21 protein-coding genes are annotated in these 26,088 nt (G+C 62.7%); 9 read left to right on the forward strand and 12 right to left on the reverse strand.

Annotation, left to right across the window (positions count from 1 at the left end):
* Window positions 1-74: 74 nt before the first annotated feature.
* Entirely contained in the window at window positions 75-257 is a 183-nt protein-coding gene (gene rpmF, locus QLQ16_RS10170; RefSeq protein WP_283224582.1) for a 50S ribosomal protein L32, read from the reverse strand.
* Window positions 258-395: 138 nt separating this feature from the next.
* On the reverse strand, window positions 396-941 hold the full coding sequence (locus QLQ16_RS10175; protein WP_283224583.1) for a YceD family protein: 546 nt from the start codon (window positions 939-941) through the stop codon (window positions 396-398).
* 25 nt (window positions 942-966) lie between these two features.
* On the opposite strand from QLQ16_RS10175, the gene QLQ16_RS10180 reads away from it, so the two are divergent.
* Together QLQ16_RS10180 and QLQ16_RS10185 are read left to right on the forward strand one after the other, a co-directional pair.
* A complete protein-coding gene (locus tag QLQ16_RS10180) occupies window positions 967-1,587 on the forward strand; it encodes a Maf family nucleotide pyrophosphatase (RefSeq protein ID WP_283224584.1) in 621 nt (206 codons plus the stop codon).
* Window positions 1,584-2,354 carry an SAM-dependent methyltransferase gene (locus QLQ16_RS10185; protein WP_283224585.1) on the forward strand — a complete coding sequence of 257 codons (771 nt, stop codon included), beginning with the start codon at window positions 1,584-1,586 and terminating at the stop codon, window positions 2,352-2,354. Before QLQ16_RS10180 ends, QLQ16_RS10185 begins: the two co-directional genes overlap by 4 nt.
* A gap of 4 nt (window positions 2,355-2,358) precedes the next feature.
* On the opposite strand, the gene QLQ16_RS10190 is transcribed toward QLQ16_RS10185, so the two are convergent.
* The 4 genes from QLQ16_RS10190 to QLQ16_RS10205 are packed head-to-tail and all read right to left on the reverse strand — an operon-like array spanning window position 2,359 to window position 5,356.
* Window positions 2,359-3,345, reverse strand: coding sequence for a S49 family peptidase (locus QLQ16_RS10190; RefSeq protein WP_283224586.1), 987 nt, complete (start codon window positions 3,343-3,345; stop codon window positions 2,359-2,361).
* A 2-nt stretch (window positions 3,346-3,347) separates the two neighbouring features.
* Window positions 3,348-3,713, reverse strand: coding sequence for a Rieske (2Fe-2S) protein (locus QLQ16_RS10195; protein ID WP_283224587.1), 366 nt, complete (start codon window positions 3,711-3,713; stop codon window positions 3,348-3,350).
* Between the two features lie 13 nt (window positions 3,714-3,726).
* Entirely contained in the window at window positions 3,727-4,395 is a 669-nt protein-coding gene (locus QLQ16_RS10200) for an HAD family hydrolase (RefSeq protein ID WP_283224588.1), read from the reverse strand.
* Window positions 4,367-5,356, reverse strand: a complete 990-nt coding sequence (locus tag QLQ16_RS10205; RefSeq protein WP_283224589.1) for an RluA family pseudouridine synthase — start codon at window positions 5,354-5,356, stop codon at window positions 4,367-4,369. The genes QLQ16_RS10200 and QLQ16_RS10205 overlap by 29 nt, the downstream gene beginning before the upstream one ends.
* 578 nt (window positions 5,357-5,934) lie before the next feature.
* Here QLQ16_RS10205 and QLQ16_RS10210 point away from each other — a divergent pair.
* Complete coding sequence (locus QLQ16_RS10210) at window positions 5,935-8,817, forward strand: Rne/Rng family ribonuclease (protein WP_283224590.1); 2,883 nt, start codon at window positions 5,935-5,937, stop codon at window positions 8,815-8,817.
* A 62-nt stretch (window positions 8,818-8,879) separates the two neighbouring features.
* On the opposite strand, the gene QLQ16_RS10215 is transcribed toward QLQ16_RS10210, so the two are convergent.
* From QLQ16_RS10215 to hemC, 5 genes are read right to left on the reverse strand one after another with little or no spacing between them, the layout of a single operon-like run.
* Complete coding sequence (locus QLQ16_RS10215; RefSeq protein ID WP_283224591.1) at window positions 8,880-10,379, reverse strand: FAD/NAD(P)-binding protein; 1,500 nt, start codon at window positions 10,377-10,379, stop codon at window positions 8,880-8,882.
* Between the two features lie 29 nt (window positions 10,380-10,408).
* Entirely contained in the window at window positions 10,409-11,701 is a 1,293-nt protein-coding gene (locus QLQ16_RS10220; protein ID WP_283224592.1) for a heme biosynthesis protein HemY, read from the reverse strand.
* 4 nt (window positions 11,702-11,705) lie between these two features.
* Window positions 11,706-12,743, reverse strand: a complete 1,038-nt coding sequence (locus tag QLQ16_RS10225) for a uroporphyrinogen-III C-methyltransferase (protein WP_283224593.1) — start codon at window positions 12,741-12,743, stop codon at window positions 11,706-11,708.
* The gene (locus tag QLQ16_RS10230; RefSeq protein ID WP_283224594.1) at window positions 12,740-13,537 is read right to left on the reverse strand and encodes a uroporphyrinogen-III synthase; all 798 of its coding nucleotides are present in this window, start codon (window positions 13,535-13,537) and stop codon (window positions 12,740-12,742) included. The genes QLQ16_RS10225 and QLQ16_RS10230 overlap by 4 nt, the downstream gene beginning before the upstream one ends.
* A 6-nt stretch (window positions 13,538-13,543) precedes the next feature.
* Window positions 13,544-14,461, reverse strand: coding sequence for a hydroxymethylbilane synthase (hemC, locus tag QLQ16_RS10235; protein WP_283224595.1), 918 nt, complete (start codon window positions 14,459-14,461; stop codon window positions 13,544-13,546).
* Window positions 14,462-14,535: 74 nt separating this feature from the next.
* On the opposite strand from hemC, the gene ppc reads away from it, so the two are divergent.
* From ppc to QLQ16_RS10265, 6 genes are all read left to right on the forward strand, one after another.
* Window positions 14,536-17,457, forward strand: coding sequence for a phosphoenolpyruvate carboxylase (ppc, locus tag QLQ16_RS10240; protein ID WP_431310407.1), 2,922 nt, complete (start codon window positions 14,536-14,538; stop codon window positions 17,455-17,457).
* A gap of 46 nt (window positions 17,458-17,503) precedes the next feature.
* Window positions 17,504-18,952 carry an argininosuccinate lyase gene (gene argH / locus QLQ16_RS10245; RefSeq protein WP_283224597.1) on the forward strand — a complete coding sequence of 483 codons (1,449 nt, stop codon included), beginning with the start codon at window positions 17,504-17,506 and terminating at the stop codon, window positions 18,950-18,952.
* 113 nt (window positions 18,953-19,065) lie between these two features.
* The gene (locus QLQ16_RS10250; RefSeq protein WP_283224598.1) at window positions 19,066-19,554 is read left to right on the forward strand and encodes a bacteriohemerythrin; all 489 of its coding nucleotides are present in this window, start codon (window positions 19,066-19,068) and stop codon (window positions 19,552-19,554) included.
* Between the two features lie 171 nt (window positions 19,555-19,725).
* Window positions 19,726-20,880 carry an alpha-hydroxy acid oxidase gene (locus QLQ16_RS10255; protein ID WP_283224599.1) on the forward strand — a complete coding sequence of 385 codons (1,155 nt, stop codon included), beginning with the start codon at window positions 19,726-19,728 and terminating at the stop codon, window positions 20,878-20,880.
* Between the two features lie 92 nt (window positions 20,881-20,972).
* Entirely contained in the window at window positions 20,973-22,202 is a 1,230-nt protein-coding gene (gene dinB / locus QLQ16_RS10260) for a DNA polymerase IV (protein ID WP_283224744.1), read from the forward strand.
* Window positions 22,168-23,010, forward strand: coding sequence for an enoyl-CoA hydratase-related protein (locus QLQ16_RS10265; protein WP_283224600.1), 843 nt, complete (start codon window positions 22,168-22,170; stop codon window positions 23,008-23,010). The genes dinB and QLQ16_RS10265 overlap by 35 nt, the downstream gene beginning before the upstream one ends.
* Before the next feature lie 197 nt (window positions 23,011-23,207).
* Here QLQ16_RS10265 and polA read toward each other — a convergent pair whose 3' ends face one another.
* On the reverse strand, window positions 23,208-26,048 hold the full coding sequence (gene polA, locus QLQ16_RS10270; RefSeq protein ID WP_283224601.1) for a DNA polymerase I: 2,841 nt from the start codon (window positions 26,046-26,048) through the stop codon (window positions 23,208-23,210).
* Window positions 26,049-26,088: the final 40 nt, after the last annotated feature.

Consider the following 26,088-nt stretch of genomic DNA (forward strand, 5'->3'; position numbering starts at 1 on the left):
AGACCACAAAAACAAAAGCCCGATGCTACTTTAAAAGTAGCGCCGGGCCTCTGGAGGCTGAGGGCTGACGCCGATCAGGCTTCGGATTTGTTTTTCAGCACCTGACGGCCACGGTAGAAACCGTTGGGGCTGACGTGGTGACGCAGGTGGGTTTCGCCGGTGGTGGGTTCCACAGCGATGCCAGGCACGTTCAGTGCATTGTGCGAACGGTGCATACCGCGCTTGGAGGGCGATTTTTTGTTTTGCTGAACAGCCATGATGGCTCCTTGGAAGCTTGGAGGCCGCGCAAATACAACGCAGCTTCTGGTTGATGAGAGTGGTCACCCAGCAAAGAACTGAGCGAAGCCATCGATTATAGCCTAAGCCAGAGCCGCTGAACAGACCCGAGCAAAAGATCAAGACTTGCCCGTTTTCAGTCCGGCCAAAACCCCAAAGGGGTTCGGTTTGGCCGACTCGGATTCAAACTCCGGGTCCACCGCCGACATGGGCATGACTTTGGGGCAGACCTCGTGCAAAGGCACCAAGGGCAAAGACAAAATCAACTCGTCCTCGATCAAGGCCAGGGCATCAAAATCTCGGCTGATCACCAAAATGTCCTCTTCGGCCTCATCGTCCAGCGCCGCGGCCGTGGTTTCATCGGCCACAAACCGGAAGGAGCGTTCGGCCTCGACCGTCTCTAGTACCGGCGTCAAGCAACGCTGGCACTGCATGGGCAAATCCACCGAGGCCTGCAAATCGAGCCAAATCTGATCGGCACCGCCCGACTGGGGCACCAAACGCCCCATCAAGCGCCAGAGCACTTGGCCCGCTTGCAAGTCACCGGCAAACTGCTCGTCGAGCAAACGCGGCAAAGTGCCCAAGGGCGACTGCCCTTGGAGGTTTGCGCCATCGCGGGCAAAGGCCACGACATCCAAATGCGAGGGGTCCAACTTTTTTTCCATGCCTGCAGTGTAAGAGAATCCCCCCATGAGCATTTCCGCAACCCCTCCTGTTTTGTTGTCCGGCGACCAGCGCCCGGTGGTGCTGGGTTCGACCTCGCGTTACCGCCGCGAATTGATGGAACGCCTGCGCATTCCCTTCTCGGTGGCCGCCCCTGATGTGGACGAAACACCCGCTGCTGGCGAATCGCCGCGCGATCTGGCTTTGCGTCTGGCCTTGGCCAAAGCCAAAGCTGTGGCCGCCAAACACCCCGATGCGGTGGTGATTGGCTCTGACCAAGTGGCCGATCTGGCGGGCCAGCCTTTGGGCAAACCAGGCGAGCACGCCCGTGCCGTGCGACAGCTGCGCCAGATGCGCGGCCAAACCGTGGTGTTTCAAACCGCTTTGGCCGTGGTGTGTCTGGCCACCGGTTTTGAAGCGGTCGATCTGGCCGCTGTGCGTGTGGTCTTTCGCGACCTGAGCGATGATGAAATCGAGGCCTATTTGCAAGCCGAGAAGCCCTATGACTGCGCTGGCAGTGCCAAAAGCGAAGGCTTGGGCATTGCCTTGCTCGAATCCATCGACAACGACGACCCCACCGCACTCATTGGCCTGCCCTTGATCCGCACCGCACGTCTGCTGCGCCAAGCTGGAGTGAAACTGCTGTGAACGCCACGCCAACCCCAGGTCGCCTCTTTTTGGTGCCCACCCCACTGGACTTTGGCTGCGCCGAACAAGCCCCAGTGAGCGATGTCCTGCCCGACAGCACCCTGGCCGTTGCGGCCAGCTTGCAGCACTGGGTGTGCGAGAACGCCAAAAGTACACGGGCTTTCCTCAAGCGCGTGAACGCATCACACCCGTTGGCGGCACCGCTGGCCGAGCAACAGATCACTGAACTGCCGCGCCACGTGCACAAAAAAGGCGACCACCAATCGGGCTTTGATGGCAAACCCTTGCTGGCCGCCGCTTTGAAGGGCCACAACATCGGACTGATCAGCGAAGCGGGCATGCCCGCTGTGGCCGACCCGGGCAGCTCGGTGGTGCGGGCCGCGCACGATCTGGGCTTGCGTGTGATCCCGTTGGTGGGCCCCGTGTCATTGCTTCTGGCCTTGGCTGCCAGCGGCCTGAATGGCCAGAACTTTGCTTTTGTGGGCTACTTGCCACAAGACGCCGGCGAGCGGGCCGCGCGGCTCAAACAGCTCGAATCGCTGGCCCACAAAACCGGCCAGACCCAGCTATGGATTGAAACGCCTTACCGCAACGCCGCCATGCTCAGCGGCTTGTTGCAAAGTTTGCAAGGCGGCACGCGCTTGGCCATCGCCAGCGGCCTGACCTTGCCTTCAGCGCGCATCCAGAGTCACACCGTCGCGCAATGGAAAAAGGGCCTGCAAGGCCCTGATGGTCACACGCCCGCGGTTTACGCCATCGGGCCCTGAAGGGTCAGCGCAGTGCCGAACCCATGCGCAAGGCGTGGACAGCGCCCTCGCCCATCGCGGCACCAAAGCGCTTGGCCAAGCGCTCAGCCACGTTTTCGTGACGCGAGTAATCGATCACGTCCGGTGCTTTGACCACATCACGGGCCACGCCATCCAAGCTGCCCAAAGCGTCGGCCAAACCCATGTCCACGGCTTGTTGACCGCTCCAGAACAAGCCGCTGAACATCTCAGGCGTTTCTTTCAGGCGGTCACCCCGCCCCTGACGGACCACCTGGATGAACTGGGAATGGATCTGATCGAGCATGGCCTGTGCGTGCTTGCGCTGGGCTTCGGTTTGCGGGCTGAACGGGTCCAGAAAACCCTTGTTAGCGCCAGCCGTCATCAGGCGGCGTTCCACACCCAATTTGTCCATCAATCCGGTGAACCCAAAGCCGTCCATCAAAACGCCAATGCTGCCCACGATGCTGGCCTTGTCGACAAAGATTTGGTCGGCAGCTGCCGCAATGTAATAAGCAGCCGATGCGCAGGACTCTTCCACCACCGCGTAAATCGGTTTTTTGTGCAGCGCTTTGAGGCGGCGGATTTCGTCGTTGATCAAACCAGCTTGAACAGGGCTGCCCCCAGGCGAGTTGATCAACAACACCAAGGCTTGCGAGCCCGAATCTTCCAGCGCACTGCGCATGGCAGCCATGACGTTTTCCGCGCTGCCCTCGCCTTCCCCACCGATCTCGCCTTTGATGGCCACCATGGCCGTGTGCGGCATGCTGGGGCTGGTCGAGGGCGAGTTGTAGCTGAAAGCTTGCCAAGCGATCAGGGCGATCAAGAACAACCAGGCCAAGCGCAAAGCGGTTTTCCAGCGGCGCGCCGTTTTTTGCTCATGCAAAGTGGCAAAGGCCAGCTCCTCCAAGGTGCGGCGCTCCCAACTGCGGTCAACCGCAGGCGCTGCATCGGCCGAGGTCGTGGTGAACTGGGGTTCGCGAGGGTCTTGCATGGTCAAAATTCAACAGGTTTCAAGTTGTAGGCAGTATGCCAGTGAACCACGCCATCGCGCTCTGACAACTCGATTTTCACCAAGCCTCCACGGCAAGGCCCGCCCGAGCAGGCCCCTGTGTCGGGCTGGTAAGTGGCCCCGTGCGTGGCGCACATCAACCAACGGCCCGTGTTGTCAAAAAATCGATCGGGTTGGTAGTCCATCTCCATCGCCACATGGGTGCAACGGTTCAGGTAGGCGTACACACCACCTTGGTAACGGATGGCAAATGCACGGCAAGTTTGTCCTGCATAGACGATGTCAAAAGGCACCGCCCGCCCACCGTTGACCAGGTCAGCGCTGTTGCACAAAGGGATCGTCGCGTCCATGAACACCCCCGCTTCAAGCGTGTTGCAACAACCAGTCGTGCAGGTCTTGCACGCTGTGGGCCACATGGCGTGGCTTTAAGACATGGAATGCCTCGGGTTCGTGCGCGCCATAACTCACACCGACGCTGGCACAACCGGCGTTCAAGGCCATCTGCAGATCGTGCGTGGTGTCACCGATCATCAATGTCCGCTCGGGCTCCACGCCAAATTCACGCATCAACTCGTGCAGCATCAAGGGACTGGGTTTGCCCGCGGTTTCATCGGCGGTGCGTGAGCCATCGAACACATCGCGCAGGGCCACGTCGCGCAAGGCTTCGTTCAAGCCCTGACGGCTCTTGCCTGTGGCCACCGTGACCCAATGGTGCCGCGCCTTCAAGGCATGGAGCAAGGGCAAGACACCGTCAAAAAGACTGATGTCGTTTTGGTGCGCCATGTAATGGTGCCGGTAACGCTCACCCAGCTGGGGGTATTTGTCTTGAGGTACGTCCGGTGCAGCATGGGCCAGCGCAGGCATGAGCGCCATGCCGATCACATAAGAAGCCGCTTCACGGGAGGGCTCTTGCCCGCCCACATCGACCACGGCCCGCTGGATGCAACGCGTGATGATGGCCGTGGAGTCGAACAGGGTGCCATCCCAGTCGAAGGCGATCAAATCAAACTGACGGGGTCTTGAGCTGGACATGGTCAACGTAGGCTTTCAGTTCAGGGGGCAAATCGGCTTGCAAGGCCACACGCTCGGCCGAGACGGGGTGGTTGAACTGCAAACGCCAGGCATGCAGAAACATCCGCTTGAGGCCCTGCTTGGGCAGCGCCTTGTTCCATTCAAAGTCGCCGTATTTGTCGTCACCAGCAATCGGATGGCCATTGCTGGCCAGGTGCACCCGGATCTGGTGGGTGCGCCCGGTTTTGATGGTCACCTCCAGCAACGTGGCACCGGCCAGGCGCCGCGACACCTTCACCAGCGTGATCGAGCGCATGCCGTCCGGATCCTCCGGGGTGGTCACTTTGACGCGCCGCTCGCCATCGGGCAACAAAAACTTGTGCAGCGGTTGGTCAATCACCTTGAGTTTGGCGGGCCATTCGCCTTTAACCAGCGCCAAGTAGGTCTTGCCGGTTTCGCGTTCTCGGAACTGGTCCTGCAGGTTTTTCAGAGCGCTGCGCTTTTTGGCCACCAGCAAAATGCCGCTGGTGTCACGGTCCAGCCGGTGAACCAGCTCCAGCAATTTGGCTTGCGGGCGGGCCTGGCGCAATTGCTCGATCACACCAAAGCTCACGCCCGAGCCACCATGCACCGCGACCCCGGCAGGTTTATCGATCGCCAAGAGGCTATCGTCTTCTAAAAGGACGGGGAATTCTCGTCCCGGGGCCGGCTTGGCCGCCTTTTCGGCCACTTTGTCGGAAATGCGCACCGGCGGCAGGCGCACTTCGTCGCCGTTTTCCACCCGGGTTTCCGCACTGGCGCGGCCCTTGTTGATGCGGACCTCGCCGCTTCGGATGATCCGGTACACATGGGTTTTGGGCACCCCTTTGAGGTGGCGCATCAAAAAGTTGTCCAAACGCTGACCGGCAGATTCCTCGTCCACCAACAACCATTTGACGGCGGGCGTCGCCGCAGCAGATTCGGCCCCTATAATGTGATTCACTGGCAATTGGCTGTAAGTGGTTGATTCAAATGGAAATGAATTCCTGAGGACAGGAGTTTAGTCCACCACCACCGCGCCAAACCAGAAGGTCGATGCCACCACCGGCACGATTTGCAGACTGAAGGCCAACGCCGACAGTGGCCAATCGCCCCGGAGGTTGGGCCGACGCTCAGAAACCCAGATACGGAATACCCCAAGTTCAGCAGCCTCAGAAGGCTGCTGAACGGATCAAAGCGAGATGTTTGTGTTGTTCGGAACTTTGCTGATGTGGATGGAGTGGCTCACAAAGCCAAGCTCTGTCGTCACGCCGCGTGCCGGGCAGTTTGTCTTGGACACCGGGGGAAGCCCCCGGCAGTGGACGAATCTCTGCACAACTTTCCACTCGCCCCATCCACGCGCCACGATCCCCATTCCTGTGCTCACGCGCAGCTGAATGGCGGTCACCATCGGCAATTCCCTTCGTTTCGAGCGTCAGCTTTGGCAACGTGGACCCCTAGAGGGTCGGTTGTAAATCGCTCGTGTGCGTGCTTCAAAGTACTGCACCACCCGCGCGACACTGATTAAAGAAGGAATGCATCATGAAACGGATGCTGATCAACGCTACGCAGGCTGAAGAACGCCGCTTGGCCATCGTCGACGGACAAAAACTCCTCGACTACGAAATCGAAATCGAAGGCCGCGAACAGCGCAAGGGCAACATCTACAAAGCGGTCGTGACCCGCGTAGAGCCTTCGCTGGAAGCTTGCTTTGTGGACTACGGCGAAGACCGCCATGGCTTCTTGCCCTTCAAGGAAATCTCTCGCCAATACTTTGCCGAAGGCGTCTCCGTCAGCCAGGCCCGCATCAACGATGTGATCCGCGAAGGCCAGGAACTGATGGTTCAGGTCGAAAAAGAAGAACGTGGCAACAAGGGCGCAGCCCTGACCACCTTCATCTCGCTGGCCGGTCGCTACGTGGTGCTCATGCCCAACAACCCCCGTGGCGGTGGCGTCAGCCGCCGCATCGAGGGCGATGACCGCGCCGAGCTCAAAGAAGCGATGGACCAGCTGGAATACCCCAAGGGCATGTCCATCATCGCCCGCACCGCTGGCATCGGCCGCTCCGCGCCCGAGCTGCAGTGGGATCTGAACTACCTGCTCAAACTGTGGAGCGCCATCGACGGCGCTGCACAAGGCAAAGGCGCTTTCCTGATTTATCAAGAGTCGAGCTTGGTGATCCGCGCCATCCGCGATTACTTCAACAACGACATCGGCGACATCCTGATCGACACCGACGACATCTACGAACAAGCTCAGCAGTTCATGAGCCACGTGATGCCCGAATTCGCGCCCCGCGTGAAGCGCTACCGCGATGACGCACCGCTGTTCAGCCGCTTCCAAATCGAGCACCAGATCGAATCGGCCTATGCACGCACCGTGCAACTGCCTTCGGGCGGCGCCATTGTGATCGACCACACCGAAGCCTTGGTGTCGGTGGACGTGAACTCGGCCCGCGCCATCAAGGGCGGCGACATCGAAGAAACTGCCACCCGCACCAATTTGGAAGCCGCCGACGAAGTGGCCCGCCAGATGCGCCTGCGCGATCTGGGCGGCCTGATCGTGATCGACTTCATCGACATGGAAGAGAGCAAGAACCGCCGCGAAGTGGAAAACCGCTTGCGCGACGCGCTGCGCCAAGACCGCGCCCGCGTGCAGTTCGGCACCATCAGCAAGTTCGGCCTCATGGAAATGAGCCGCCAGCGCTTGAAGCCTGCATTGAGCGAGGGGGCGTCCATCCCCTGCCCACGTTGCGGCGGCGCTGGCCACATCCGTGACACCGAAAGCTCGGCACTGCAAATTTTGCGCATCATCCAGGAAGAGTCCATGAAGGACAACACCGCCGCCGTGCACGCCCAAGTGCCCGTCGAAGTGGCTGCCTTCTTGCTCAATGAAAAGCGCCCCGAGATCGCCAAAATCGAATTGCAGCAACGCATCAGCGTGCTGCTGGTGCCCAACAAGTCGCTGGAAACCCCGCACTACAAGCTCGAGCGCTTGAAGCACGACGACCCGCGCTTGGACCGCATTGAAGCCAGCTACAAGATGGCCGAGATCGTCGAAGACGCCACCACCGTGACCCGCCGTTCACAAGAGCCCACCAACAAGCAAACGCCGGTCATCAAAGGCGTGTTGCCTGACGCCCCCGCGCCAGTGGCGCCGGTCAAGGTGGAAGCGCCTGTGGCCGCCAAACCAGTCAAAGCGGCAGCGCCCGTGAAAGCTGCCGCTGCCAGCGGCGGTTTCTTTGGCTGGCTCAAGCGCTTGTTCGGTGGCAGCACCGAAGCCGCCAAGCCCGCCGTGGCCGACAAGAAAGACGAAAAAACCCGCGAAGGCCGCAACGGCGAGCGCAATGGTGAGCGCCGTGAAGGTGGCCGCGATGGCCGCCGTGACGGTCGCCGTGATGGCCGCCGTGGCGATCGCACTGAGCGCCCCGAAGGCGAAGCCCGCGCACCCCGTGAAGGTGGTCGCCGTGGTGAAGGCCGCAACGAAGTGCGTGATGGCGAAGGCCGCCCCGCACGTGGCGAGCGCACAGAGCGCTCGGCTGGCGAGCGCCAGCCCCGCGAAGGTCGCCGCGAACGCGGTGACAACAACCGCAACGAGGCCCCAGCCGAGTTGGCCGCCGATGGCACCGAAGTGCGCACCGAGCGCGCACCACGTGGCGAAGGTCGCCGTGAACGCGGCGAAGGCCGCCGTGAACGCGGCGAACGCCGCAACAACGACAAAGCCCCAGGCGAGTTGAACACGGCTGACAACGCCGTGGCCATCGAAGGCCAGGAAGCGCCCGCAGACAACGCCGCGCAGACCGAGAACAACGGCGAGCGCCGTGAACGCCGCTCACGCGACCGTTATGGCCGCGACCGCCGCGAACGCGCTGGCGAAGCCCGCCAAGACAACGGCAGCGAAAACGCCAGCGACAACGCCATCAACGATGCCGCCCCCGCGACTGAGGTGACCGAACAAGAACGCCCCGCACAGCGCTCTTACTTCGAGCGTGCACAGCAAGCCGCCGCCGAAACCGCCCCACAGCAGGCCACGGCTGCTGCCGAAACCCCAGCTGTGGTCACGCCCGAAGCAGCGCCTGCGGCCCCTGTCGCTGCAGTGGTTCCTGCAGCAGTGGTGCCCGCCCCAGTGATCACGCAAGTGTCTGCCGCTGCACCGAGCGCTGCCCCCCAGCCTTCACGCGGTCTGCCCAAAGTGGCCAGCTACACCTTGCCGCTGGAAAGCCTGCAAGACATCGCGCAAACCTCCGGTCTGGTCTGGGTCAACTCCGACGCCGACAAGATCGCAGCGGTGCAAGCGGCCATCGCCGCCGAACCCAAGCCTGTGCATGTGCCGCGCGAGCGTCCACCCGCCGTGGTCGTGAACGAGGGTCCGCTGGTCTTGGTGGAGACACGCAAAGACCTGAAAGACATGAACTTGCCTTTCTGAGCGTGATGCGCTGATCACATCAGCGTCGCCCCCCAAAGCCGAACCCCTGGGTTCGGCTTTTTTCATGCGCCTTGTATAACCCGCAGCATGTCCGGCACCGTCCGGGCCACATGGCCACCGATGAACATGGCGCCGATGGGGTCTCCGAAGGTGCCCAAGGTGGCGGGACCCACCACGCGCAAATCGGCTTGCGCCTGCCCTGCCGCATTCAAGGCGCAGCACTGGGCATCCACGGCCAAGCCCATGCGCACATCGTCCAGGCGCACATGGCCTTGCGCGGTCAAGCTCTGCAGCAAGGGGTTTTCAGCCAGGCCCGCCGCCGTGTCCAGGCCCGTGCAATTGACCACAACATCGAATGTTTCGGCGCTGTGCTGCCGCTGTCCATCGACTTTGCGCGAAAGGCTCAAACGCAAACCGGGGCCCGATGTGGCCTGGGCCGCTGCCTGAACCTGTCCTGCCCAAAACTGCAACTGGCCAGCGGCCAAGGCCTTTTGCACAGCGGTGTCGGTTTGTGGCACCGAGCGAAATCGGTGCACGTCGTACCAAACCCGCAAGCGCTGGAAAAACCTGTGCTTTTGTGCCAGCGGCAAGCGCGGCCACAACTGCCACAAAGCATCGCGCAGTTCATCAAACGGCACCGTCCAGCCCACGCCTTCGACCGAGACCTGCGCCATGCGTTGGCGAAGCGCTCTGAGCAAAGCCCTGACGGTTGGCGCAGGCCCCGCTTGTTGCAAAAAGTCAGGGACGGGGTTGGCCAATCGGTCCATGAGCACACCCCCTGGCAATTGGTCGAGCACTCCGGGGGAGTCGATTTGGGTCAGCACAGGCAACACCGGCCCTTGCGGTTTGGGCATCAAGCCACGCCTGGACATCACCACCAGAGGGCCCGCATGGCCTTGGCCCAGCAAAGTGGCCAGGGCGTCACGCGCGGTCAATCCGCCGCCCAAGACCAAGACCCGCGCATCCAAGGGGATGGCCTTCAGGCGCTGGGTGTCCAAACCGTTTTCGATCACCGCAGGGTGATCCCGCCAAGCGTCTGCAAACGGTGGGGGCAAGCGCAAAGGCGGGTTGCCAGTGGCCAACAAGAGCATGTCCGCCTGAATCACCTGACCAGCTCGTGTGCGCAAATGCCAGCCCGTGGCGGTGCGCTGCGCGTCCACGGCCACGTCTTGGACATGCGAGATCTGGCAGCCATTGACCGACCCATGAGCGTGGGCCTCCAGCGTCTGGGCCAGATAGCGCGCAAAGTCAGATCGGCGCATGTACCGCGCACCATCGGCATGCAGGGCATGGGGGTCGGTTTGATTCAAGCCTTGCGCTTGACACCAACGGGTGAAATGCCAGGCCTCTTGCGGGATGGCCGTGTGCACATAAGTGGGTGCATTCAGGCGGTGATCAGGGTCGGTGGTCGAGTAGGCCATGCCTTGCCCCAACTGGGCACGCGGCTCAACCAGGGTGATGGCCAAGGGCTGCGCGGTTTGCCGCACCAACTGAACCGCCAAACAAACGCCGGTGTAGCCGCCGCCCACAATCAGCACCCGGGGCAAAGCAGCGTGGTTCACCGCGGGCCGCCGATCAAAACCCAAGCGGTTCAGGCGCCGACCAAGGCGGCTTGCTTCCAAGCCTGCGCGGCGGCGGCAGCGTCTTCGCGTTGTTCGGCCAATTCGGCCAGCGCCAACCAGGTGCGGCGCTGCAGCTCAGGCTCTTGCAAGCCCTTGGCCGCTTGCGTCAACAAGGCCTGGGCCTTGCCCCACAGGCGGTGGCGCAAACACACCATGCCCGCCAGGTACTGCAAACGCGGATCACGCGGCTGGGCCTGTTGCAAACCCTCCACACGGGCCAGGCTTTGTCGCGCATCGGCGGCTTGCGGATCGGGCAGGCTCAACTCCAGCGCTTGCACGACGCGCAGCTGTTGAAAAGGAGACCAGTCGGCGGCACCTGCCTGCATCGGTGCCCACAATGGCTCCAACCACAAGCGGGCTGTGGCCGCCGCCCCGCCCAAGGCCATGAAGCGCAAGGCCACTTCGGCCGCCACATCGGGCATCTTGCGTTGGCTGGGGTTCAATTTTTGCCAGAGCTTTTGCACACCCTCTGCGTCACGCACTTGCGTGAGCCACTCCAGGATCAAGCCACGCACCAGGCTCTCGGCTGCTGCAGGCGAGAAGGCACGGTGCTTGGACAGCAGCACCGCGGTGTCGAGCGCTTGCGCGGTTTGCCCCGCCAAACGCGACGCTTTGAGCAACAAGCGCATGGCCACCATGCGGCGCCCCACAGCGGTGGGCAACTCTTGCAGACGGTCCAGACTGGCCTTGGCGTCGCGGTCATCGAGCAACCAGCGTGCCGCGCGCAACTGCACGCCTTCGGTCAGCGTCTGTCGCTCGGCAGCCGTGCCTTCTTGGGCTTGCATGACGGCTTGGGCCAAATGGTGCTGCCGGAGGGCCTTGTCTTGCAAAGCGTGGGCCGACTCGGCCGCCAAGACGTGGGAGAGTGTGCGCAAGGACACCGCATGGTCCAGCGTCAAGCCGGCCGCTTGCATGGCGGATTCTTTTTCCAGGGCGTTTTGCGCCGACTTGCGGGCCCGCAAAAAACGCCCGGCCATGAAGTGGCTGATCGCATCGAGCAAAGCCGCATGGGCGGCGCGCTCTTTTTGCTGCAAACGCCAGCGCTGCGCCTGCTTAGGCAAAGCGAACAAAGCGGCCAAGGCTTGCTGCGCCACGACCACCAAAAACACCACCGAAGCCAAGACCAGGAGCACCAAATTGAGCGACAGGTCCACACGGTAAGGCGACAGGAACACCGTCACCGTGCCTTGGTTGTTGCCAGCCAGCCATGCACCGGCTGAGGCCAGTGCAAACAAACTCAATAGCCACAGAGCTGCGCGCATGGACTTACCTTCCTGCCGCAGCGGTGGACAAGGCGGTCAGCGACGCCTCCAGGCGCGGCAACTCGCTGGACTTCATTTGCACACCCGCTTGCTCCAGCAATTGAAGCATTTGGGTAGTTTTGCGCGAGGTCCCATCGGCGTAGCGGCGCACCATGACCGCAGCCGAGCCCAAGTCGTTGCGGGCCGCGTCTTTTTGCCGGGCCAGCAAACCCAAACGGGCATTGAGCAGCTTGAGTTTGAGGTTTTCGCGCAAGAAAAAGCTTTGCTCTGGCGAAACCAAGGCGGCATCGGGGGAGTCGATGCGGCTCACACGCACCAAATCACGCAGCTGGTCGCCAAAACGGTTCAACCCTGCCATCCACCAAGAAGGTGCCACAGGCGCGCCCTGGGCATCCACTTTGGGCTGGGGCATCTGCGCGGGCAGTTGCTGATTGGCCAGCACCAGGCTGTCCACCATGGCCACGCCCTCGTCCAACTTGATCAACAAGCCGGGCAGGTCAAAAGCGGGGGTGGCGTTCAACCGCTCCAGGTCTTTTTCGAGGGCCCGCTGCACTGGGGCCAGACGCGGCTGGGCCGCGCGTTGCACCCGCTGCTGGGCCGATTTGAGGGCGGCCACCAAAGGCTCGGCGCTGCCGGTCAGTTGGGCTTGCTGCTGAGCCATGCGCAAGGCCGCTTCGATGTCCACCACCAGGTTTTCATCGCGTGAGCGTGACAGGCTTTGTATCAACTCGTCCAGCTGGCTGCGCTGCAGGGCCACTTCGCCCAAGCGGGCCTCGACCAGCCCCAGTCGAGCGGCGCTGTCCTTGACGGTGTCTTGCGCCTGCTTGGCCCAGGCTTTGGCTTCGAGCGACTGCTGACCGGCATCGGCGCTTTGCCGCGCCAGCTGCTCTTGAATGCGAGAGAGTTTTTGCCACAAGGCCACCGACACCAGCAAAGCCACAGCGGCCACGCCCAGCGCCAGCCAGATTTTCCAGTGCCGCAGGAAAGGGGCAGCAGGCGCTGCGGTTTCAGGGGCGGGTGCTTGATCGGGCATGGAGGTCATGAAAGTGATTTTATCGATTCAGCTTGCGATTTCAGTGACGCAGGCACCAGATGCACACGCCCCCAGCCCGACAGGCGCAAACGCTCGGCAATGCGTGGGTGGGTGGCCAAAGCTTGTGCCGTGGACACGTCCAGCCCCGGGCAAGCCTGCTGCAAATGCACCGCCGCCTCTGAGCTGCTGAACAGCCACCACGCACCGCTGTGCGTGGCTTGTTGTGCCCGGGCTTGCTGCGCATCGGACAAGGCCGGTGCGCGGCGCACATAGGCCACGGTCTGTGCAAGCTTCAGGCCCACGTCTTCGATCTGCTGGGCCAGCCAGTCGCGCCCGGCCAGCTGGCCTGTGGCGTCTGCCCCGCGCACGATCAAAACGGTGGCCTGAGCCTGAGCCTGCGCCTTGGCTGCACGGGCGCTTTCAGACACGACGGCCCACAAAGCCTCCGAGTCGAACTGTTGGGCATCGGCAGGGGGTGCATCGATGTGGTCTGCAGGCCATCCCGCCGCCAGCAAGGCCGCTTGTGTGCCCGGACCGGTGGCCCAAGCGCGGCAAGCGTGCAAGGCCACGCCTGCAGGCTGAGCGGCCATGAAAAAGCGCACCGCATTGGCGCTGACAAACATCACCGCGAAGCACTGGGGCACCAGCTGCCAGGCCGACTGCAATGCCTGCACATCGGGCAGCGGTGCAATCTCGATCAAGGCAAAGGCCTCGGCCTGCACGCCTTCGGCCTGCAAGGCCTGCACCCAAGGCCCGGCTTCGCGCTCGGGGCGGGTGACCAGGACCGTGGTCAGGGCTGACATGGCGGCTTAATGCGCCCCGCCCTGCTGCAGCGCCTGCGCCACGCGCAGGCCCAAGGCCTCGGCTGCAGGCAAGTCCGTCGCAGCGATGTCCGACGCCGCCGTCACCAAGGTGGTGTCGCCTTGCGGGTCGCCCCAGGCCGCTTGCAGCTTGAGCGCACCACCGTCCATGACCGCGTGCGCCGCCAAAGGCATGGAGCAGCTGCCGCCCATGGCGCGGCTCACGGCCCGCTCGGCGGCCACGCGCTGCCAAGTCACGCTGTCGGCCAGCGGCGCCAGCAAGGCACGCAAATCAGCGCGGTCGCTGCGAATTTCAATGCCCAAGGCGCCTTGGCCTGCGGCGGGCAGCATCTCGGTGGTTTCAAAAATATGGCGAATGCGGTCGGTCAACCCCAAGCGCTTGAGGCCTGCCGCTGCGAGCACGATGCCCGCATACTGGCCTTCGTCGAGCTTGCGCAAACGGGTGTCCAAGTTGCCGCGCAAAGGCTCGATCTTCAAATCGGGGCGCAAGGCACGCAGCAGCACCGTGCGGCGCAGGCTCGATGTGCCCACCACCGCGCCTTGCGGCAAGTCTTCAAGCCGGGCATAGGTGGAAGACACCCAAGCATCACGTGGGTCTTCGCGCGCCATCACGCAAGCCAGCTCAAAACCTTCGGGCATGTCCATGGGCACATCCTTGAGCGAATGCACCGCGATGTCGGCGCGGCCTTCGTGCAAGGCCACTTCGAGTTCTTTCACAAACAAACCCTTGCCACCCACTTTGCTCAAACTGCGGTCCAGGATCTGGTCGCCTTGCGTGGTCATGCCCAGCAATTGCACGGTGCAGCCCAAGCCTTCGAGCAAAGCTTTGACATGCTCGGCCTGCCACAGCGCCAGTCGGCTTTCACGGGTGGCGATGACGATGTGGGGTGCTTGCGGCTTGGACACGTGGGATTTCCCGGCAAAAAGGCCTCATCAAGATGAAACCGGTTGGTAATTAATCAGGGCTGGCCGATGCTAGCATGAGGCACGGCGCCACAAGCGCTGCACACCCCCTTGCCGAAACACCCTTCACCGCACACCTCTCGATGAAACAGGCCCCCAAAGACACCGCCGCAGCACCCGCCAAAACCGCCGCTCGCGCCAGCAAAACCGACAAACGCGACAGCGAACGCCCCCTGGTCGAAGACATTCGCCTCTTGGGTCGCATTTTGGGCGACGTGATCCGCACGCAAGAAGGCCCCGAAGCGTATGAACTGGTGGAGCAAATCCGCAAGCTGTCGGTGGCTTTCCGTCGCGACGCCGACCATGAAGCCGACAAGGCGCTGAAAAAGCTGCTCAAGGGCCTGCCTGGCGACCGCGCTGTGAGCGTGATCCGCGCCTTCACTTATTTCTCGCACCTGGCCAACCTGGCCGAAGACCGCCACCACATCCGCCGCCGCGCCATCCACGAACGTGCAGGCCACACCCAAGAAGGCAGCATCGACGTGGCGCTGCAGCGCCTGCGCTGGGCGGGCATCACGCCCAAAAGCATTTCGGACATGTTGGCCACCAGCTTCGTCTCACCTGTGCTCACCGCCCACCCCACCGAAGTGCAGCGCAAAAGCATTCTGGACGCCGAGCGCGACATTGCCCACCTGCTGACCGAGCGCGATGCCATCAAGGCCCGCGCCGCTGCGGTCAATGCCGCCAAGGACGCACTGACCCCCAAAGAGCTGGCAGCCAATGAGCAACAAATCCGTGCCCGAGTGATGCAGTTGTGGCAAACCCGCCTGCTGCGCTTCACCAAGCTCACCGTCGCGGATGAGATTGAAAATGCGCTGAGTTACTACGAAGCGACTTTTTTGCGCGAAATCCCCAAGCTCTATGCCGAGCTGGAAGAAGCCCTGCCCGGTCAGCCCATTGCCAGCTTTTTGCGCATGGGCCAGTGGATTGGCGGTGACCGCGACGGTAACCCCAATGTGACCGCGAAAACCTTGGAACACGCGCTGACCCGTCAAAGCGATGTGGCCCTGCGCCATTACCTGACCGAGGTGCACTACCTGGGCAGCGAATTGTCCCTGTCGGCCATGTTGGTGCCCTTTGGCCCCGACATGCTGGCCTTGGCCGAGCGCTCGCCCGACACCAACGAACACCGCCAGGACGAGCCCTACCGCAGAGCGCTCACGGGCATTTACGCGCGCCTGGCCGCCACCCTCAAAGGCCTCACGGGTGGCGACGCCGCACGTCACGCCGTGGCCCCGCAAAACCCCTACGGCAGTGCCGAGGCCTTTTTGGCCGACCTGCGCGTGATCGAAGCGTCTCTGTGCAGCCACCACGCCGAGGCCTTGGCCGCCCAGCGACTGCACCCGCTGATCCGCGCCGTCGAAGTGTTTGGCTTCCACCTGGCCACGGTGGACCTGCGCCAAAGTTCAGACCAACACGAACAAGTGGTGGCCGAACTGTTGACGACAGCCCGTGTCGAAAAGCACTACAGCCAGCTCGACGAACACGCCAAGCAAGCCCTGCTGCTGGGCCTGCTGAACGATGCCCGCCCGCTGCGCGTGCCGGGTGCCGACTACAGCGAACATGCCGTGTCGGAGCTGGCCATTTTTGAAACCGCCAAGCGCATGCTCGGCAGCTTTGGCCAGCAGTCGATCCGCCACTACATCATCAGCCACACCGAAACCGTGAGCGATTTGCTCGAAGTCTTGCTGCTGCAAAAAGAAGTGGGCCTGATGCGCGGCACGCTGGACGGTGACGCCATCAACGACCTCATCGTGGTGCCGCTGTTCGAGACCATCGAAGACCTGCGCAACGCCGCACCCATCATGCGCGACTTTTATGCCCTGCCCGGTGTGGCCGCGCTGATCCAGCGCTCGGGCGGCGAGCAAGACATCATGCTGGGCTATTCGGACAGCAACAAGGACGGCGGCATCTTCACCAGCAACTGGGAGCTCTACCGCGCCGAGATCGCGCTGGTCGAGTTGTTTGAGAAACTCGAACGCAGCCACGGCATCACCTTGCGCATGTTCCACGGCCGAGGTGGCACGGTGGGCCGGGGCGGTGGCCCCAGCTACCAAGCCATCTTGGCGCAGCCGCCCGGCACCGTGCGCGGTCAGATCCGCTTGACCGAGCAAGGCGAAGTCATTGGCGCCAAATTCGCCAACCCCGAAATCGGCCGCCGCAATCTGGAAACCCTGGTCGCCGCCACTTTGGAAGCCACCCTGCTGCAACCCACCAAACCCGCCACACGGGCTTTTCTGGACGCGGCAGCCGAGCTGTCCGAGGCCAGCATGGACGCCTACCGGGGGCTGGTGTACGACACCCCGGGATTCACCGACTACTTCTTTGGCGCCACCCCACTCAAAGAGCTGGCCCAGCTGAACATCGGTTCGCGCCCCGCATCGCGCAAAGCCCTGCAAAAAATCGAGGACCTGCGGGCCATCCCCTGGGGCTTCAGCTGGGGCCAATGCCGCCTAACCCTGCCCGGCTGGCTGGGCTTTGGCTCGGCGGTTCAAGCCTTTTTGGACAAACCCGACGCGGCCGAGCGCAAAGCCGCGCTGGCCTTGCTGCAAAAAATGTACCGCCAGTGGCCGTTTTTCCGCACCCTGCTGTCCAACATGGACATGGTGCTGGCCAAGAGCGACCTGGCCTTGGCCTCCCGGTATGCCGAACTGGTGGGCGATGCCCGCCTGCGCAAAAAAATCTTTGCTGCGATCGAAGCCGAATGGCACCGCACGGCCGACGCCCTGGCCCAGATCACCGGCGAGAAAAACCGCTTGGAAAGCAACCCGGCGCTGGCCCGCTCGATCCGCCACCGCTTTCCGTACATCGACCCCCTGCACCACCTGCAAGTCGAGCTGATCCGCCGCTACCGGGCAGGCTTGGCCGATGAACGGGTGCAGCGCGGCATCCACATCTCGATCAACGGGATCGCGGCGGGCTTGCGCAACACGGGTTGAGATCTGATTTCGGGCGGCGGCTTGCCGCCCGATAAAATCGGGGGCTATGACAAACCAACTCGACAAAAAATCCCAAGCCTGGTCCGCGCTCTTTTCTGAACCCATGAGCGAGTTGGTCAAGCGCTACACCGCCAGCGTGTTCTTTGACAAGCGCCTGTGGCAAGCCGACATCCAGGGCTCTTTGGCGCACGCCGAGATGCTGGCCGAGCAAGGCATCATCAGCACCAACGACCACGCCGACATCCTGCGCGGCATGGCGCAAATCACGCAAGAGATCGAGTCCGGCGCTTTCGAGTGGAAGCTCGACCTGGAAGATGTGCACCTGAACATCGAAGCGCGTCTGACCCAGCTGGTGGGCGACGCGGGCAAGCGCCTGCACACAGGCCGCAGCCGCAACGACCAAGTGGCCACCGATGTGCGCCTGTGGTTGCGCAGCGAGATGGACCTGATCATCGATTTGCTGGTGGACCTGCAAAAGTCGCTGGTCGATGTGGCCGAGCAAAACGTCGAAGTGATCCTGCCGGGCTTCACCCACCTGCAAGTGGCCCAGCCCGTGAGCTTTGCCCACCACCTGTTGGCCTATGTGGAAATGTTCAGCCGCGACGCCGAGCGCATGAGCGACGTGCGCCGCCGCACCAACCGCCTGCCTTTGGGCAGCGCCGCCTTGGCCGGCACCACCTACCCGCTGGACCGCGAACGCGTGGCCCGCACTCTGGGCATGGTCGATGAACAAGGCAACGCACAGGTTTGCCAAAACAGCCTGGACGGCGTGAGTGACCGCGACTTTGCGATCGAATTCACCGCCGCAGCTTCGCTGTGCATGGTGCACATCAGCCGCTTCTCTGAAGAGCTGATCTTGTGGATGAGCCAAAACTTTGGCTTTGTGCGCATTGCCGACCGCTTTACCACCGGCTCGTCCATCATGCCGCAGAAGAAAAACCCCGATGTGCCCGAGCTGGCACGCGGTAAAACCGGTCGCGTGGTCGGCCACCTGATGGGCCTGATCACCCTGATGAAGGGCCAGCCCCTGGCCTACAACAAGGACAACCAGGAAGACAAAGAGCCGCTGTTCGACACCGTGGACACGCTCAAAGACACCCTGCGCATTTTCAGCGAAATGGTCGGCGGCCAGGTCACCCCCGCCACCGGCCAAAAAGAAGGCGGCATCACCGTGAACGCTGCCGCGATGGAAGCGGCTGTGAAAAAGGGCTACGCCACGGCCACCGACTTGGCCGATTACCTCGTTAAAAAGGGCCTGCCCTTCCGTGACGCCCACGAGGTGGTGGCCCACGCGGTCAAGACTGCCCAAGGCCTGGGCGTGGACCTGTCAGAGCTGCCGCTGGAAACCCTGCAAAAGTTCGACAGCCGCATCGAAGCCGATGTGTTCGGCCCACTCAGCCTGCAAGGCTCGCTGAATGCCCGCAACACCTTGGGCGGCACAGCGCCTGCGCAGGTGCGGGTGCAGATTGCGCGGCACCGCGGCCGTTTGGCTTGAAACCCCTGGGGTGATCGTGGGCTGGCTGGGTGAACGCCCAGCCAAGCCGCTTCCTCCGCCATAATTTGGCATCTCAACGCCCTTGCAGGCGTTAAACCACTCCCATGACCGACATGACCACTGCTGCCCCCACCCTGATGCCCTGGACCGAATCGCTCACCACCGGCGATGCGCGCATGGATGAGACGCACCAAGAGTTTGTGGACATGATCAACAAGATCCTGGCCACGCCTGAGGCTGAGCAATTGCCCATCTACAAAGAGTTCCTGAACCACACGGTCGAGCACTTTGCACAGGAAGAACGCTGGATGCTGGCCACCGGCTTTTCGGCCGACAACTGCCACGCCGAGCACCATGCCACCATCTTGGAAACCATGCGCGTGGTGGAAGCCCACTACCTCGACAGCGACACGACCATCATCAGTCGCATGGCTGAAGCACTGGCCGAATGGTTTCCAGGTCATGCCAACAGCATGGACGCGGGCTTGGCCGCTCACCTGAAGTCCGTGGGTTTTGACAGCGTGACCGAAACCTTGGCCGACCCATCGGCCATCAAGAACGTGACCATGTCCGGTTGCGGCAGCGTCAGCTGCACCAGCTGAGCGCAGCTCAGCCGATCGCCCAGCAAAGTTCGGCTCCTGCGGGGCCATCCCTTCAACCGGACACCAAGAAATTTCACAGCGGCTGTCCCAAGTTTCACAGCCCTGACGGCCTTCGGCGGCTAGGATGCCTGTTGCTTTTGACAACAGACAAACCACCCGGAGACCGCCCCCATGCCCGTGATCACCAACATCGAAGACCTGCGCGTTTTGGCCGAAAAGCGCGTGCCGCGCATGTTCTACGACTATGCCGACAGTGGCTCCTGGACCGAGGGCACCTACCGCGCCAACGAAACCGACTTTCACAAGATCAAGCTGCGCCAGCGCGTGGCTGTGAACATGGAAAACCGCACCACCGCCACAAAAATGGTCGGCATCGACACCAAAATGCCCGTGTGCATCGCCCCCGTGGGCCTGACGGGCATGCAGCACGCCGACGGCGAAATGCACGCGGCCATGGCGGCCAAGAAGTTCGGCATCCCCTTCACCCTCTCGACCATGAGCATCTGCTCCATCGAAGACATCGCAGCGCACACGCAAGCGCCGTTTTGGTTTCAGCTCTACATGATGCGGGACCGCGATGCCATGATCCGCATGATCGACCGCTGCAAGGCCGCCAACGTGAGCGCCCTGGTGCTCACGCTCGATTTGCAAGTGATCGGCCAGCGCCACAAAGACCTCAAAAACGGCCTGACCGCGCCACCCCGCCCCACCCTCGCCAACATCATCAACCTGATGACCAAGCCCCGCTGGTGCCTGGGCATGGCCGGCACGAAACGCCACACCTTCGGCAACCTGGTGGGCCACGTCAAAGCCGTGACCAACATGAAGTCGCTGGCCTCGTGGACCAACGAGCAGTTTGACCCGACCCTGAATTGGGAAGACATCGCCTGGGTCAAGAAACAATGGGGCGGCAAGCTGATCTTGAAGGGCATCATGGACGTGGAAGACGCCAAGCTGGCCGTGGCCAGCGGGGCCGATGCCATCGTGGTCAGCAACCACGGCGGTCGCCAACTGGATGGCGCACCCAGCAGCATCGAAGCCCTGCCGGCCATCGTGGCCGCCGTGGGCAGCCAGATCGAAGTCTGGATGGACGGCGGCATCCGTAGCGGCCAGGACGTGCTCAAGGCCTGGGCCCTGGGCGCCAAAGGCACCATGATCGGCCGCGCCATGGCCTATGGCTTGGGTGCCATGGGTGAAGAAGGCGTGACCAAAGCGCTGCAAATCATCCACAAAGAGCTGGACGTGACCATGGCCTTTTGTGGCCACACCGACATCCAGAACGTCAACACCAACATCTTGCTGCCGGGCACCTTCCCGACCGCCTGAGCGCTGGCGGCTCGCGCTATGCTTGAAGGGTGACCATCGCCCCTTCCGTCGCCACACCATTTAGCCCTGTGCGCCGCATTGCCCACCTCGACATGGACGCGTTCTACGCGTCCTGCGAGTTGCTGCGCTACCCGCAACTCAAGGGAATGCCGGTGGTCATTGGCGGTGGCCGGCGCAAAGAAGACGATCTGCTGGGCAAGCTGCAGGCGGCCTACCCCGACGGCGAATGGACCGAGGACAACTTTGCCGAGCGGCTCGATGAGATTCCAGTCGACTTCTTTCCGCGCATCGAGGGCTACACCGGGCGAGGCGTGATCACCACCGCCACCTATGCGGCCAGGCAGTTCGGCATCGGCTCTGCCATGGGCCTCATGAAAGCGTCCAAGCTGTGTCCGCAGGCCATTTTGTTGCCGGTGGACTTTGACCGTTACCGGCATTTCTCGCGCACCTTCAAAGCCATCATCACCGACATCGCCCCCGTCATGCAGGACCGGGGCGTGGACGAGGTCTACATCGACTTCACCCACGTGCCCGGCGGCCAACGCGAGGGCGGGCGCGTGCTGGCACGGCTGATCCAGAAAAGCATTTTTGACGCGACGGGCTTGACCTGCTCTGTGGGCGTGGCGCCCAACAAGCTGATCGCCAAGATGGCCAGCGAGTTCAACAAGCCCAACGGCATTTCCATCGTCCGCGAAGACGACCTGCAAACCCTGATCTGGCCGCTGGCCTGCCGCAAGATCAACGGCGTGGGGCCCAAGGCCGATGAAAAGCTCAAAGGCTTTGGCATCCACACCATTGGCGACCTGGCCGGACGTGAGCTGCACTGGTTGGTAGAAAACTTTGGCAAAAGCTACGGTGCGTGGCTGCACGAGGCGGCCTGGGGCCGCGATGACCGCCCGGTGGAGACCGAGAGCGAGCCCGTCAGCATGAGCCGCGAAACCACGTTTGAGCGCGACCTGCATGCCGTGCGCGACCGCGAAGAGCTGGGCGCCGTTTTCACTCGCCTGTGCCAGCAGGTGGCGGCCGATTTACAGCGCAAGGGCTACGAAGGCAAAACCATCGGCATCAAGCTGCGCTATGACAACTTCCAGGCGGTCACCCGCGACCAAACCCTGAGCGAATACACCGCCGACCCCAAGCAGATCCGCCAGATCGCGGGGCAATGCCTCAAGCGGGTGGACCTGTCACGACGTCTGCGCCTTCTGGGCGTACGGGTGGGCTCGCTGGTCAAAGCCGGGACAGTGCCAGCCGAGTCCGCGCGTTACCCTTCACCGCAGGAGACACCCCATGAACAAACTGAGCTGCTTTTCCCTGACGACTGAGGGCCATGTGGCCCACCTGGTGATGAACCGCCCCGAGGCGATGAACACCATGCATCCTACCTTTTGGCGCGAGCTGCACGAGGTGCTGACCGACATCCACAAAGCGGGCACGGCGCGGGCGCTGGTGATCTCGAGCACCGGTAAACACTTCAGCGCGGGCATGGACCTGCAAACCTTTGGCAGCGCCATCCAGATGGACGACACCAGCGCCGAAGGCCGCTCGGCCGTGTACGACCTGCTGACCGACATGCAGCACACCTTCACCTTGCTCGAAGAGTTGCGCATCCCGGTGATCGCGGCCATCCACGGCGGCTGCATTGGCGGCGCGGTGGACATGGTGACCGCCTGTTGCATGCGCTATGCCTCGGCCGACGCGTTCTTTTGCATCCAAGAAATCAACATCGGCATGGTGGCCGACGTGGGCACGCTGCAACGCCTGCCCAAGCTGCTGCCCATGGCGCTGGTCAAAGAACTGGCCTACACGGGCCGCCGCCTGAGTGCCGACAAGGCGCTGGCCCACGGCCTGGTGAACGAAGTGCTGCCCACCCACGAAGCCACCGTGGCCGCCGCCGTGCAAGCGGCCAAAGAAATCGCCAGCAAACCGCCCGTGGCCATCTGGGGCACCAAGCAAGTGCTGCACTACGCCCGCGACCACAGCACCGAAGACAGCCTGCGCCACATGGGCTGGCTGCAAGGCGCGATCTGGAGCAACGCCAATGTGCGCGAGGCGATCAGCGCCATGCAACAAAAACGCGAGGCGAACTTTGCGCCGCTGCCAGCGCTCAAGGGCTTCAGGGAGTTCGGCTGAATCTCAGCTCGGCGATGGCTCATCCTCTGATCCGTCATCGCGAGCGAAGCGTGGCGATCCAGTGCCAGACCCATCACGGCCACTGGATGGCCACGTCGCTGCGCTCCTCGCAATGACAGCCAGTGCCATCGCGAATGGCGCCCAGCAGCCCAGCACTTGACCCAACTACGTGCGCTGCACGGTGCGACGGGCGTCAATCAGTGCGCCTGCTCCCAATTAGGCCCAAAACCCACTTCGGCCAAGAGCGGCACTTTCAGATTGGCCACACCCGCCATGATGCGCGGCACCTCGGTGCGCACCCACTCGATTTCTGATTCAGGCACCTCAAACACCAGTTCGTCGTGCACCTGCATGATGACCTTGGTGGCCTTGCCTTGTTCGTCGAGCGCCTTTTGCACCGCGACCATGCTCAGTTTGATCAGGTCGGCGGCCGTGCCCTGCATGGGTGCGTTGATGGCGGCGCGTTCGGCCCCGGCGCGGCGCGGGCCGTTGGGGCTGTTGATCTCGGGCAGCATCAGGCGGCGGCCAAACACGGTCTCGACATAGCCCAACGCCTTGGCCTGTTCGCGGGTGGCGTCCATGTAGTGTTTGACGCCCGCAAAGCGCTCAAAATAGCGGGTGATGTAGTTCTTGGCCGCGGTGTTGTCGATGCCCAAGGCCTTGGCCAGACCAAAGGCGCTCATGCCGTAGATCAGGCCGAAGTTGATGGTCTTGGCGTAGCGGCGCTGCTCGCTGCTCACGGTGTCGGGCGTGGCGCCAAACACCTCGGCCGCCGTGGCCTTGTGCACGTCCAGCCCTTCGTGAAAGGCTTTGAGCAAGGCCGCGTCGTCGCTCAGGTGCGCCATGATGCGCAGCTCGATCTGGCTGTAGTCGGCGCTGGCAATCACACAACCCGCCGGCGCCACAAAGGCCTCGCGCACCTTGCGCCCTTCGGCGGTGCGCACCGGGATGTTTTGCAGGTTGGGGTCGTTGCTGGACAAACGGCCTGTGACGGCCACCGCTTGCGCGTAATTCGTGTGCACACGGCCCGTGCGCGGCAAAGCCAGCTGCGCCAGCTTGTCGGTGTAAGTGCCTTTGAGCTTGGCCAGGCTGCGGTGCTCCAAGATGCGGGCGGGCAGCGGGTAATCCTCGGCCAGTTTCTCGAGCACCTCTTCGTCGGTGCTGCGTGCCCCGGTGGCGGTTTTCTTGATGACAGGCAGGCCCAGCTTGTCAAAAAAGATTTCGCCCAGCTGCTTGGGACTGGCCAGGTTGAAGGGCTGGCCGGCGATCTCGTAGGCCTCGGTTTCGAGCTGAACGATGCGCTCGCCCAGCGCCTGGCTTTGCGCGGCCAGCGTGGGCGCATCGATCAGCACACCGTTGCGCTCGATGCGGTAGAGCGCTTCGCTGGTGGCAATTTCCAGGTCGTAAACGTACTTGAGCCCGGCGTACGCCTCGATCTGCGGCCACAGCGCCAAATGCACGTCCAGGCACTGGTCAGAGTCTTCGCAGGAATAGTGCGCAGCTTTGTCCACATCGACCTGCGCAAACGGGATCTGGTGCGCACCCTTGCCGCACAGGTCTTCGTAGGTCACGCCCCGGCGGCCCACATGGCGCTCGGCCAGACTGCTCAGGCCGTGCGGCTTGTGGACTTCGAGCACATAGCTCTCCAGCATGGTGTCGTGCGCGTAGCCCTGTACCTCGATGCCGTGGTTGGCGAACACATGGCGGTCGTATTTGATGTTCTGGCCCAGCTTATGTCGGGCCGGGTTTTCCAGCCAGGGCTTGAGCTTGGCCAGCACATCGGCCTGCGGCAGTTGCTCGGGCGCACCCGGGCCGTTGTGGGCCAGCGGGATGTAGGCCGCTTCGCCGGGCGTGACGCTGAGCGAAATACCCACGATCTCGGCGCGCATGGCGTCGAGCGAAGTGGTTTCGGTGTCAATCGCAGTAAGGGCTGATTGCTCGATGCGAGCCAACCACTGATCGAACAGGGCCCAGTCGAGCACCGTGTCGTATTTCAAATCACCTTGCACGGCGCTGGCGGCACTGTCCAACTCGGGCAGTGCCGGGGCCGCTTCCGTCTCGTCGCCACCAAACAAATCCCCCATGCCCGTGTCTTTGGGTTTGGCCGCTTTGGCTTTGGCCACAGGCGCGGGCACGGCCCCACCCAGCGACTGCACCAGCCCCTTGAAACCATAGGTCTGGTAGAAATTGAGCAGCTTGTCTTTGTCGGGCTCGTGCAGGTGCAAGCTGGCCAGCGAGGGCAAATCGGGCACCCAGCCGTTCAGGTCGCAATCGGTTTTCATGGTCACCAGCGCCCGGCCCTTGGGCAGCCAGTCCACCGCCTGGCGCAGGTTCTCGCCCGCCACGCCCTTGATCGCGTGGGCGTTTTCCATGAGCTTGTCGAGCGAGCCGTATTCCATCAGCCATTTGGCCGCCGTCTTGGGGCCCACCTTGGCCACACCGGGCACGTTGTCCACCGTGTCGCCCACCAGGGTTTGGTAGTCGATCATCAGCGAAGGCGGCACGCCAAACTCTTCGGTGACACCCGCCACATCGCGCACCTTGCCGTTCATCGTGTCGATGATGGTGATGTGCTCGTTGACCAATTGGCTCAAGTCCTTGTCGCCGCTCGACACCGTGACTGGGATGCCTTGCTGAGCGGCCACATGAGCCAAGGTGGCGATCACGTCGTCGGCTTCCACCCCAGGCACGTCCAGCACCGTCCAGCCCATCAGGCGCACCAATTCGTGGATCGGCTCGATTTGGCTGCGCAAATCGTCGGGCATGGGGCTGCGGTTGGCCTTGTATTCGGGGTACAGCGCGTCGCGGAATGTGGGACCCTTGGCATCGAAAACGCAAGCGGCGTAGACGGTGGGCACATCTTTGCGCAGCCGCTCCATCATGTTGATCATGCCGCGAATGGCCCCGGTGGCAGCGCTGGTGGGGTCGCCGGGCACGGCCCGCAAGTCCGGCATGGCATGGAAGGCGCGGTACAGGTAGCTGGAGCCATCGACCAGCAAGAGGGTCGGCTTGGATGTTTCGGGGGTGTTTTCGCTCATCCCCCGATTGTGTACCGGCTCCAAGCACTTTCTTGCCCCT

Source organism: Limnohabitans lacus, from assembly GCF_030053395.1.
Lineage (GTDB): Bacteria > Pseudomonadota > Gammaproteobacteria > Burkholderiales > Burkholderiaceae_C > Limnohabitans_A > Limnohabitans_A lacus.

What these genes read in the sequence shown, in the direction of transcription:
- rpmF (WP_283224582.1), bottom strand. Translation starts at nt 257, where the DNA reads ATGGCTGTTCAGCAAAACAAAAAATCGCCCTCCAAGCGCGGTATGCAC.
- QLQ16_RS10175 (WP_283224583.1), bottom strand. Translation starts at nt 941, where the DNA reads ATGGAAAAAAAGTTGGACCCCTCGCATTTGGATGTCGTGGCCTTTGCC.
- QLQ16_RS10180 (WP_283224584.1), top strand. Translation starts at nt 967, where the DNA reads ATGAGCATTTCCGCAACCCCTCCTGTTTTGTTGTCCGGCGACCAGCGC.
- QLQ16_RS10190 (WP_283224586.1), bottom strand. Translation starts at nt 3,345, where the DNA reads ATGCAAGACCCTCGCGAACCCCAGTTCACCACGACCTCGGCCGATGCA.
- QLQ16_RS10195 (WP_283224587.1), bottom strand. Translation starts at nt 3,713, where the DNA reads ATGGACGCGACGATCCCTTTGTGCAACAGCGCTGACCTGGTCAACGGT.
- QLQ16_RS10200 (WP_283224588.1), bottom strand. Translation starts at nt 4,395, where the DNA reads ATGTCCAGCTCAAGACCCCGTCAGTTTGATTTGATCGCCTTCGACTGG.
- QLQ16_RS10210 (WP_283224590.1), top strand. Translation starts at nt 5,935, where the DNA reads ATGAAACGGATGCTGATCAACGCTACGCAGGCTGAAGAACGCCGCTTG.
- QLQ16_RS10220 (WP_283224592.1), bottom strand. Translation starts at nt 11,701, where the DNA reads ATGCGCGCAGCTCTGTGGCTATTGAGTTTGTTTGCACTGGCCTCAGCC.
- QLQ16_RS10225 (WP_283224593.1), bottom strand. Translation starts at nt 12,743, where the DNA reads ATGACCTCCATGCCCGATCAAGCACCCGCCCCTGAAACCGCAGCGCCT.
- QLQ16_RS10230 (WP_283224594.1), bottom strand. Translation starts at nt 13,537, where the DNA reads ATGTCAGCCCTGACCACGGTCCTGGTCACCCGCCCCGAGCGCGAAGCC.
- ppc (WP_431310407.1), top strand. Translation starts at nt 14,536, where the DNA reads ATGAGGCACGGCGCCACAAGCGCTGCACACCCCCTTGCCGAAACACCC.
- argH (WP_283224597.1), top strand. Translation starts at nt 17,504, where the DNA reads ATGACAAACCAACTCGACAAAAAATCCCAAGCCTGGTCCGCGCTCTTT.
- QLQ16_RS10250 (WP_283224598.1), top strand. Translation starts at nt 19,066, where the DNA reads ATGACCACTGCTGCCCCCACCCTGATGCCCTGGACCGAATCGCTCACC.
- QLQ16_RS10255 (WP_283224599.1), top strand. Translation starts at nt 19,726, where the DNA reads ATGCCCGTGATCACCAACATCGAAGACCTGCGCGTTTTGGCCGAAAAG.
- dinB (WP_283224744.1), top strand. Translation starts at nt 20,973, where the DNA reads ATGGACGCGTTCTACGCGTCCTGCGAGTTGCTGCGCTACCCGCAACTC.
- QLQ16_RS10265 (WP_283224600.1), top strand. Translation starts at nt 22,168, where the DNA reads ATGAACAAACTGAGCTGCTTTTCCCTGACGACTGAGGGCCATGTGGCC.
- polA (WP_283224601.1), bottom strand. Translation starts at nt 26,048, where the DNA reads ATGAGCGAAAACACCCCCGAAACATCCAAGCCGACCCTCTTGCTGGTC.